This is a genomic window from Tenacibaculum finnmarkense, from assembly GCF_900239185.1.
In the GTDB taxonomy this organism is placed as follows: domain Bacteria; phylum Bacteroidota; class Bacteroidia; order Flavobacteriales; family Flavobacteriaceae; genus Polaribacter; species Polaribacter finnmarkensis.
The window spans coordinates 1-1,022 of record NZ_OENA01000048.1 but is presented as its reverse complement, the minus strand read 5'-3'; the positions used below and the strand labels follow the sequence as shown (position 1 = coordinate 1,022).

The 1,022-nt window shown below is 29.4% G+C and carries 1 protein-coding gene and 1 pseudogene; both read left to right on the top strand.

What is annotated here, in order from left to right; all coding sequences use genetic code 11:
- On the top strand, nt 1-372 hold a 372-nt coding region (gene tssD, locus AQ1689_RS05510; protein WP_101955444.1), incomplete at its 5' end, for a type VI secretion system tube protein TssD.
- 185 nt (nt 373-557) lie between these two features.
- A pseudogene (locus AQ1689_RS05505) lies at nt 558-1,022 on the top strand (phage late control D family protein); the annotation flags it as partial.

The following is a 1,022-nucleotide window of genomic DNA, read 5'->3' as shown; positions in this document are numbered from 1 at the left end:
CTAGGAGGAAAAGAATTTGACGTATTACAAACAGAATACGTATTTAGTAGAGATACGGATAAAAAAGGTAAAATAGCCTCTAATGTTTATGGCGGAAGAATAAACATTACTATTGAATCAACAGCAGATACATCAGTAATCGAAGCAATGTTAAATAGCCAATTTAAAGCAATTGAAGGAAAAGTCATTTATAAGAAATCAGAAGAAGATTCTAAAATGAAAGAAATTGAATTTAAAAATGCATATATAGTTTACTATAAAGAAAATTTAGATGTAAACGGAATTTTACCAATGGTTATAAACTTTACTATTTCAGCAGAAGAAATGAGTATTGGAACTGCCGCTATCGACAATCGTTGGCCAGTAGCATAATGATTTAGTGATTAAAAGAGCAAGCCATTAGGTTTGCTCTTTTTTTATAAAATAAAGCTGTGTAAATAATAATACATAGTTGATTATTGAAGAAAAGAAAATTTTATTAAAATTATACGAATATCATAGTAGTATGCATTTTTACGCTATACGTAGGTGTTTCTACTGTGTGTAAAAACTGCATAATGAATCCAATAACTACGCTTAATATAGACGGAAGATCTTTTTTATCTTTTGAGAAAATAACCTTAGAACAAACCATAAATAACCATCATAGTTTTACTATTATTGTAGATTATGATAGTATTGAAACAGTAAACTCCTATACGCTTGATAATTCAAAAGAATGGCTAGGGAAATCAATCGTTATCAATTTTGCAGAGACGGATTTTATAGGGGTAATAACTCATGTAAAACTAGAACATAATGATGGTTTTGATGGGAAATTGCTTGTTAGTGGTTTTTCGAAAACTATTTTATTAGAGAATGGTCCTCATATGCATTCTTGGCTAAATACTAGTTTAGAAACTATTGTAAATGATACCGTAAGTGCTGCTGGTTTATCAGCTGAAATAAATACGGTATTTACTAGCCCAATTATTTACCAATCACAATATCAAGAAAATCACTTTCAATTTATACAGCGACTC